6 protein-coding genes and 1 tRNA gene are annotated in these 9290 nt (G+C 70.3%); 2 read left to right on the top strand and 5 right to left on the bottom strand.

The features are described from left to right. From Q0L54_RS08145 to Q0L54_RS08135, 3 genes are all read right to left on the bottom strand, one after another. Positions 1–1106 (bottom strand): M20/M25/M40 family metallo-hydrolase (locus Q0L54_RS08145; RefSeq protein WP_296666982.1); only part of this gene is annotated, 1106 nt, incomplete at its 3' end. 19 nt (positions 1107–1125) lie between these two features. Beyond that, positions 1126–2529 carry a glycosyltransferase family 39 protein gene (locus Q0L54_RS08140; protein WP_296666980.1) on the bottom strand — a complete coding sequence of 468 codons (1404 nt, stop codon included), beginning with the start codon at positions 2527–2529 and terminating at the stop codon, positions 1126–1128. Positions 2530–2700: 171 nt separating this feature from the next. Beyond that, positions 2701–2789, bottom strand: a tRNA-Leu gene (locus Q0L54_RS08135). A 192-nt stretch (positions 2790–2981) separates the two neighbouring features. On the opposite strand from Q0L54_RS08135, the gene Q0L54_RS08130 reads away from it, so the two are divergent. Together Q0L54_RS08130 and Q0L54_RS08125 are read left to right on the top strand one after the other, a co-directional pair. Next, on the top strand, positions 2982–3761 hold the full coding sequence (locus Q0L54_RS08130) for a hypothetical protein (RefSeq protein ID WP_296666978.1): 780 nt from the start codon (positions 2982–2984) through the stop codon (positions 3759–3761). Positions 3762–3786: 25 nt separating this feature from the next. Next, a complete protein-coding gene (locus tag Q0L54_RS08125; RefSeq protein WP_296666976.1) occupies positions 3787–6006 on the top strand; it encodes a sodium-translocating pyrophosphatase in 2220 nt (739 codons plus the stop codon). 63 nt (positions 6007–6069) lie between these two features. Here the strand turns inward: Q0L54_RS08125 and Q0L54_RS08120 are convergent, their stop codons facing one another. After that, positions 6070–6216: a GPGG-motif small membrane protein gene (locus tag Q0L54_RS08120; protein ID WP_296666975.1), complete on the bottom strand. Its 147-nt coding sequence runs from the start codon at positions 6214–6216 to the stop codon at positions 6070–6072. Positions 6217–6358: 142 nt separating this feature from the next. Next, positions 6359–9290 (bottom strand): error-prone DNA polymerase (locus tag Q0L54_RS08115; protein ID WP_296666974.1); only part of this gene is annotated, 2932 nt, incomplete at its 5' end.

Raw genomic sequence — 9290 nt, 5'->3', positions numbered from 1 at the left:
GGCAGCACCACGGCGTCCGGATCGTCGGCCGTGACCGCCTCGATCGCCTTACGCACCAGCGGCACGTCGAAAGGCTGGTCGATGGCCCGCTCGGTGATGTACTGCTCGACCTTCACGTGGGTGCCGGCGAGCTCCTCGACCTTGCGCAGCACCTGCTCCTGCTGGCCGGGGAGGAATCGCGTGTCGACGAAGCCTCCGGCCGTGTCCGGGATCACGTTGGTCTTGTACCCGGCGTCCAGCATGGTCGGGTTGGAGGTGTTGCGCAGCGACGCACCCACCATCCGGCCCACGCTTCCGAGGCCCGCGACGATGCGGTCGATGGTCGCGGGATCGTCGGCGTACTCGACCTCCAGCAGCTCGGCCGCCCCGCGCAGCAGCGTCTCAGCCGTGGGCGTGACGTCCAGCGGCCACTCGAAGGATCCGATCCGGCTCATCGCGCCCGCGAGGTGGGTGACCGCGTTGTCGTGGTGGATCAGCGAGCCGTGACCCTGGACGCCGGTGGCGGCGAGGCGCAACCACTGGATGCCCTTCTCGCCCGTCTGGAACAGGTACACGCGGCGGCCGGCGACCTGGATCGAGAACCCGCCCACCTCGGACACGGCCTCGGTAGCGCCGCGGAAGTCCTCGGGGTGGTTCTCCACCATCCACTTGGCGCCGCGGCCGCCGCCGTGCTCCTCGTCCGCGAAGAACGCGATGACGATGTCGCGCGCGGGCTTCACCCCGGAGTTGATCATGCGCGCCACGGCGGCCAGGTACATGGCGTCGACGCCCTTCATGTCGACCGCGCCCCGGCCCCAGATCATGCCGTCCCGCACCTCCGCCGCGAACGGATCGACGCTCCAGTCCTCGCGGAACGCCGGCACCACGTCGAGATGCCCGTGGAGCACCAGCGGGTCGCGCGTGCGGTCGCTCCCCTCCCACAGCGCCGTCAGCGAGGCGCGCCCGGGCTCCGACTCCCGGATGCCGGGCTCGAGGCCCAGGTCCGAGAGGTACGCGGCGACGTATTCGGCCGCCTCACGCTCGCCGGGTCCCTCGACGTCCCCGTAGTTCGAGGTGTCGATGCGGATCAGGTCGCGGGCGATGCGGACGACGTCGGACTCGGTCATCGGACCAGGCTAGCGGGCGTCAGATGACGCGCCAGCCGTTGACGATCACCACCGCGAGGATCACCAGTCCCGAGAGCGACAGGAAGTACACGAGCCTCCGGTAGCCGGCCTTCCACGCCGCGATGACGATGCACGCGACCGCCCCCGGGACCAGAGCGAGGCCGTATCGCCCAGTGACCTGGGGGAAGTACTGCGGCACGGCGGTGTTGAGGTACGCCTGGACCTGGACGATCGTGGGGTAGAGGATCGCCCCCGCCAGGACCATCCACCCGAGCGAGCGCCGCGCAGGCTCCTTTGCGCACGCCACGATGACGGCGAAGATCGCGCCGATCAGCAGCACGTTGAGAACGCGCGTCCACGACACCAGGAGCGCCACGTCGAGCGGCTCCTGGATGTAGTAATCGGAGACCAGGTTGAGGCCGTTGAACGCGGTCTCGATCCACTCCGAGCCCGGCAGCCCCACCACGTCGCGGGTGTTGAGACCCACCAGCGGGTTCTGCCAGTTCGGGTCGCCGCGCCCGCCCTGCCACAGCTGCCACACGCCGTAGGGGATCAGGATCGCGGCGGCCATGGCGCCAACGGTGGCGACGTCCTTGCCGCGGGGCCGGGTCCGGCGCCAGTCGCGGACCTCGCGGAACGCGAGCAGCGCTCCGAGCGCGATGAACGGGATCGCGCTGATCGTCTTGGTCATGCCGGCGACGCCGGCGAGGAGCGCGGCCAGCCGCCAGTCCACGTCGTCATCCACGAAGATGCGGGCGGCGAGCCACACGGCCGAGGCGCCGATCATCACCGCGGCCGCGTCCGGATTGACGGTGGTGACGGCGTGCAGGACCCGCGGGAACGCCGGCAGCAGCAACGGCGCGATGATCGCGGCGGCAGGGTCCACGCGCCACCGCCGCAGCGCGACGAAGGTCACGAACATCCCTAACCCGAGCCAGAGCACGCCCAGCAGCCGCGCGGCGGTCACAAAGTCCAGCCCCGGCACCGCGGCGTCGAGGGCCCGCGCCGGCAGCCCGACGGTCAGGTAGTACAGCGGCGGATGGCCGAAGTTGTACTGCTGCCCCTCGTACGGGAACTCCCACGCCGCCGCCTCGGAGCCGCAGGCTGGCAGCACGTACCGCTCCTGGCCTGCGCACTGCCAGATCTCGCGAATCTCGGGAGCGATCGTCGCACCGGCGAAGGGAATCTGAAAATGCGCCGCCTGCCACGCGTAGTCCGCGTGGGTGGGCTCGTCGATCCGCGACAGCGCCTTGCCCGGCCCCAGCACCACGGGCACCACGATCGCGGCGGCGACCACCAGATAGAGGACGAGCACCCACAGTCGTGACCGGCGAGAGTCCCGGAAGGACGCCGCCCAGGTCTCTGCGTGGCCGATCCACTCGGACGGCAGCGGTGCCGACGTCCGTCGGATGGTGTCGGGCACCGGCACTCCTCTCCCCTGGTAGCGCAGCGCGAGCAGCGCGCGGCGGCGCGCTGCTCGCATCGTAACCAAGGCGAGGGACGATGCGCGGGACGGCCGCCGCATCGTCCCCTGGCCACGGAAGGCCGGGGAACGACGAAGGCCCCGACCGTGGGGGTCGGGGCCTCAGTGGTGTGGTGTCCGAGGGGGGACTTGAACCCCCACGCCCCGTAAAGGGCACTAGCACCTCAAGCTAGCGCGTCTGCCATTTCCGCCACCCGGACAGGTGGTCCGAGGAGCTCCGTGGAGCGCCTCAGCGCGAGAGAAACCTTAGCACGGTCCATGGTTCGCGACGTGCAGTGGCGGGCCCCGTTGGGCGTCCGCCGTGCGGGACCAAGTGCCCGGCTCGGCCGCGTCCCAGAGTCCTAGCGTCGAAGGTGAGCCCCCACGGCCAGTCGACGAGGACGGGACGAACGATGACGACCCATCTGTATCTCTCACTCATCCCCGAGGCACTCATCGCCTCCGGCCTGGGCCCGCACGACTTCGGCAGGTACTTCGCCATGGGCACCGCCAAGCGCACCCGCGGGCAGGCCGTGTTCTTCTCCGTCGACGCGGCCGCGCTCGACCCGGACGACTTCGACCTCGAGGACCTCGATGCGCGCTGCGCGCCGCACCCCGACGGACGCGCAAAGCACTCGTTGTATCTCGCGATCTACCGGGTGCTCGAGAGGGTTCCGCGCCACGCGCTCACCGCGCTGCACCTCACCACGGACGATGGCATCACCCTGACGCTGAACGCCGCCGCATACGCGCCCGATGGCGAGCTGCGCGCGCGGATGTATCAGGAGTTCTGTCCCGTGACGCCGCGCGTGGTGTCACGACTCGACCCCGTGGAGTTCACCCGCTTCATCACCGACACCAGCCAACCGATCCACGTGCCGCGAATCGCCTTCACCGAGCTCACGCTGGGCGAACTGCGCTCGGACCCCGACTCCCCCGACGTCGAGGACCTCCCCTACCCGCAGATTCCGCACCTGCGCGACTGCCTGCGTGAGCTCGCAGCGGGGTCGGGCAAGGCCACCAAGACCGTGATGCGCCAGATGACGCAGGAGGTGCTGTTCCGCACCGTGCGCAGCGCGTTCTACGTGGGCGATGCCACGGGCATCACGGCCTTCCCCATGCCCAGCCACGACTCCCTTGAGCGCGAGCACCGGCCGTGGTGGCGGTCCGCGCTCACGTCCTTCGGCCACTAGGCCGCCGACACCAAGAAAGGTCGCCATGCCCGCCTGGTTCTGGCTCGTCCCGGTCGCGTCCGTGCTCGCGCTCGGCGCCGCCTATTACTTCTTCGCGGAGATGATGAAGGAGTCCGAGGGCACCGAGACGATGAAGCGGATCGCCGCTCACGTGCGCGCCGGCGCGATCGCTTACCTCAAGCAGCAGTACAAGATCGTGGGAATCGTGCTGGTGTCGCTGACCGCGGTGTTCTGCGTGCTCGCCTACGTGCTGCACATGCAGAACCCGTGGGTGCCGTTCGCGTTCCTCACCGGCGGCCTCTTCTCCGGCCTCGCGGGTTTCATCGGGATGCGCACCGCGACCTACGCCTCCGCTCGCACCGCGAACGCGGCGCGCCACTCGCTCAACGCCGGGCTCAGGGTCGCGTTCCGCTCGGGCGCCGTGATGGGGCTCACCGTGGTGGGCCTGGGCCTGTTCGACATCGCCGTGTGGTTCTTCGTGCTCACCCGCTTCTACGCGATCGACGATGCCCACCACATCGTGGTGGTCACCACCACGATGCTGACGTTCGGCATGGGCGCGGCCGTGCAGTCGCTGTTCGCACGCGTGGGCGGCGGCATCTTCACCAAGGCGGCGGACGTGGGCGCGGACCTGGTGGGCAAGATCGAGGCCGGCATCCCCGAGGACGACCCTCGCAACCCCGCCACCATCGCGGACAACGTGGGCGACAACGTGGGCGACGTCGCTGGCATGGGCGCGGATCTCTACGAGTCCTACGTGGGCGTGATTCTCGCCTCGGCGGCGCTGGGCGCCGCCGCGTACTTCGGGTCCGGGGCCGAGGTGCAGCTGACGGCCGTCATTGCACCCATGGTGGTAGGCGCGCTCGGCACGCTGCTCTCCGTGGTGGGCGTGTTCTTCGTGCGCACCAAGGAGGGCGCGACGCCCCAGCAGCTGCTTGCCTCGCTGGCCCGCGGCGTCAACGGCGCCGCGGTGATGATCGCGGCGCTCGCGCTGGCGGTGCTGTCGCTCATGCACGTGCCCAACCTGTGGGGCGTGTGGACCGCGCTCGTGGTGGGCCTGCTGACCGGCATCACCATCGGGCGCGCCGCGGAGTACTTCACCTCTCAGGGCTACGCGCCCACCAAGCGGATCGCGAGCAGCTCCAAGACCGGACCGGCGACGGTGATCATCTCCGGAATCGGCGAGGGGATGATGTCCGTGGCGATCCCCGTGGGCGCCGTGGCGGTGGGTACGTCGGTCGCCTACTTCGCGGGTTCCGGGTGGTCCTTCACCACGGACACGATGAACCTGGGCCTCTATGGCATCGGCATGGCGGCGGTGGGCATGCTGTCCACGCTGGGCATCACGCTCGCCACGGACGCCTACGGGCCCATCGCCGACAATGCCGGCGGAAACGCGGAGATGAGCGGGCTGCCCCCCGAGGTGCGGCAGCGCACCGATGCGCTCGACGCGCTGGGTAACACCACCGCCGCCACGGGCAAGGGCTTCGCGATCGGATCAGCGGCGCTCACCGGTATCGCGCTGCTGGCCTCATACATGGAGGAGGTCAAGATCGGCATCTCGCACGTGCTCGACCGCGGCCAGGACTACCTGTTCCCGGACGGGTCCTCCGTGATGCCCGGCTCGGGGGACGAGCTGCAATCGTTGGACCTCATGGAGATGATGGCGCGCTTCGAGGTGGTGCTGGTCAACCCCAAGGTGATCGTGGGGATGTTCACGGGCGCCATGCTCGCCTTCGTCTTCTCGGGGTTGACCATGAAGGCGGTGGGCCGCGCGGCGGGTCAGATGGTGGACGAGGTGAGGCGTCAGTTCGCGGAGATCCCCGGCATCATGACCGGCGAGGCGGAGCCCGACTACACCCGCTGCGTCTCGATCTCGACCCGCGCCGCGCAGCGGGAGATGATGCTGCCGTCGATCCTGGCGATCTCCGCGCCCGTGCTCATGGGCCTGCTCTTCGGCGTGCCCGGCGTGCTCGGGCTGCTCGCGGGAGGGGCGGTCACCGGATTCTCGCTGTCGATGTTCATGGCGAACTCGGGCGGCGCCTGGGACAACGCCAAGAAGTACATCGAGGAGGGCCACCACGGAGGAAAGGGCTCCTCGTCGCACCGGGCGGCCGTGATCGGCGACACGGTGGGAGATCCGTTCAAGGACACCTCGGGACCCAGCCTCAACATCCTGGTCAAGCTGATGTCCATGGAGGCGATCGTGGTCGCCGGAGTGACGGTGGCGATCCACCTGGTGTAGACGCGCCGCGGGGCGCCGTCACCGGACCTGGTGGTCGACGGCGACGGCGCCCCGCGGGCTACGTCAGGTGAAGAGGCTCACGCCTCCGGGGCCGATGAGCAGCGCTACGACGATGAGGACGATGCCCCACAGGATCTGCTTCTGGAAGATGCGGACGACGCCGATGATGCCGACGATCGCGGCGATGATCCACAGGATGAGGTCCCACATGGTTCTTCTCCTTCTGTTGTTCGGTCACGATCTTCTTGCTTGCTGCACAGGGGTCAACGGCACTTGATGCCGCAACTATTCCGCCTGTGCGGTGTCGCACATCGTGGAATACGGCGCCCGCGGGGGCGATCGGCGGCGCCGCTCAGCGGAAGTCGCGGCTGCGCGAGGGCACCTTCAGCGACAGCGGCGACAGGTGCTCGGCGACCAGGTTGGTCGCGCCGTCGGCACGCTCGATCCGGCCGCGGATCACGAGTGCGGGCGAGCGGCGCGCGACCGCCTGGAACCTCTTCCACACCCCCACCGAGCAGATGACGTTGAGGAAGCCCGTCTCGTCCTCGAGCGAGATGAAGGTGATCCCCCGCGCGGTGCCGGGTCGCTGGCGATGGGTGACGATGCCGGCGACGCTGATCCGGCGCTCGGCCTCATGGGTGAGGACATCCGCCACGCGCAGCACCCCGGCCCTGTCGAGGCCCTCGCGCACGAACGCCGTGGGATAGCCCTCGATCGACACGCCCGCCGCCCACACGTCGGCGACGGCCTCCTCGACCGCGCTCATGCCGGGCAGCATGGGCGCCTTCGCGCCGGGCACCGTGCCCGGAAGCGTGTCGGGACCCTCGCGTGACAGCACTCCCGACGCCCACAGTCCCTCGCGGCGCGTCACCCCGAAGGTCTCGAGCGCCCCCGCGGTGGCGAGCGCCTCCCACTGCGCGGTGGTCAGCCCCTTCTCGGGAGCCATCCCGGAGGACCCCGACACGCCGCCGGGCCGGACGCGCACCCGTCGCGCCATGTCGTGGAGGGATTCGAAGGGCCGATCCGTGCGGGCGTCGACGATCGCCTGCGCGGCCTCGGTCCCGAGACCGCGCACCGCGCCCAGCCCCATGCGGACCGCCAGCGCGCGGTCGACGTGGACGAGCCGGGCCAGCTCCTCGCGCCGCTCGCCTGGCACATCGAACGGCTGGGCGAGCTCCTCGACCCCGGCCAGCACCTCGGAGCGGGCGATGCAGGGGCGCAGGATCGCCTGGCCGTGGCGACGCGCGTCCGCCGCGAGCGACTGCGGCGAGTAGAACCCCATGGGCTGTGCGGCGAGCAGCCCGGCGTAGAAGGCGGCGGGCCGGTGCACCTTGAGCCAGCTCGAGGCGTAGACCAGGTAGGCGAAGGAGTACGAGTGCGACTCGGGGAAGCCGAAGTCCGCGAACGCCTTGAGCTTGTCGAAGATCTGGTGGGCGATGTCCGCGGTGATCCCGCGCTCGTTGGCGCCCACCATGAACCGGGCCCGCAGCGCCTCCATCCGTTCGGGGCTGCGCTTGGAGCCCATGGCGCGGCGCAGCTGGTCCGCGAGCGAGCCGTCGAAGCCTGCGGCGTCCATCGCCATCTGCATGAGCTGCTCCTGGAACAGCGGCACGCCCAGCGTCTTGCCCAGGGACTTCTCCAGCAACGGGTGCAGGTAGGTGATCTCCTCGCGGCCGCGCGCGCGGTTGATGTAGGGGTGCACGGATCCGCCCTGGATGGGCCCGGGCCGGATCAGCGCCACCTCGACCACGATGTCGTAGAACCGTCGCGGCCTGAGGCGTGGCAGGGTGGCCATCTGGGCGCGCGACTCCACCTGGAACACTCCCACGGTGTCCGCCGCGCACAGCAGGTCGTAGACCTCGGGATCCTCCTGCGGCAGCGAGTGCAGGCCCAGGTCCTCGCGGCGCACCTGCTGCATGGAGCGGAACGCGTACTTGAGGGCGGAGAGCATCCCGAGCCCGAGCAGGTCGAACTTCACCAGCCCGGCGTCGGCGCAGTCATCCTTGTCCCACTGCAGCACGGTGCGCCCCGGCATGCGCGCCCATTCGACCGGGCAGACGTCGATGACGGGCCGGTCGCACAGCACCATGCCGCCCGGATGGATGCCCAGGTGACGGGGCAGTCGCATGAAGCGGTCCGCCAGGTCGAGCACCTGCTCCGGGATGTTCTCGAGGTCCTGGGAGGGCGGCGGCTCGGGCCACATCGCGTCCCGCTGCTTGGCGGCCCACTCCTCCTGCTTCTCGGGAGGGACGCGCAGCGCGCTCCAGCGGTCGATCGACTTGGACCACGCGTCCTGCTGCCCCACGTCGAAGCCGAGCGCGCGGGCGGCGTCCCTCACCGCCGACTTGGGCCGGTACTGGATGACGTTGGCGACCATGGCGGCGTTGATGCGCCCGAAGCGCGAGAAGACGTACTGGATCACCTCTTCGCGACGGTCGGACTCGATGTCGACGTCGATGTCCGGCGGGCCGTCGCGCTCGGGGGCGAGGAAGCGCTCGAACAGCAGCCCATGGGTCACGGCGTCGACGGCGGTCACGCCGAGCGCGAAGCAGACGGCGCTGTTGGCGGCCGAGCCGCGTCCCTGGCACAGGATGTCCGCCTTGCGGCAGAACGCCACGATGTCGTGGACGATGAGGAAGTAGCCCGGGAAGTCCAGCGCCTCGATGACGGTGAGCTCGTGCTCGATCTGCGACCACGCACCCTTCACCCGCTCCGCGTCGGGCGGGCCGTACCGCTCGCGCGCGCCTCGGTAGGTCAGCTCGCGCAGCCAGGTCGCCTCGGTGTGGCCGGGCGGCACGGGGTAGGGCGGCAGGTTCGGCGCGACCAGGTGCAGGTCGAACGCGCACTCCGCGGCGAGGCGCGAGGCCGTCATCACCGCCTGCGGGTGGCGCCGGTGACGGAACATCATCTCCCCCGCGCTGCGCAGGTGTTGGCCCGGGGATCCGGGCAGCCAGCCGTCCATGTCGTCCAACGAGGAGCGGGCGCGCACGGCGGCAAGCGCCGCGGCGAGGTCCGCGTCCCGTGGGGTCGCGTAGTGAGCGTTCGTGGTCGCCACGAGCGGCAGCGACAGGTCGAACGCGAGATCGGCAAGGGCGTCGTTGACCTCGGAATCGTGCGGGGAGCCCGTATCGGTGATCTCCACCGCTACACCCTCGCGCCCGAACAGCGCCACGAGCCGGTCGAGCTCGCCCCGCGCCGCCGCATAGCCCTCGCGGGACACCCCGCCGGCGAGCGCCGCGGGGCTCGCGGCGCGGCCACCGGCGAGCCCCGCGCCCCCCATGCCC

The sequence above is a fragment of the Demequina sp. genome (genome assembly GCF_024642165.1).
Lineage (GTDB): Bacteria > Actinomycetota > Actinomycetes > Actinomycetales > Demequinaceae > Demequina.
This window is presented reverse-complemented; position numbering and strand designations above follow the sequence as displayed.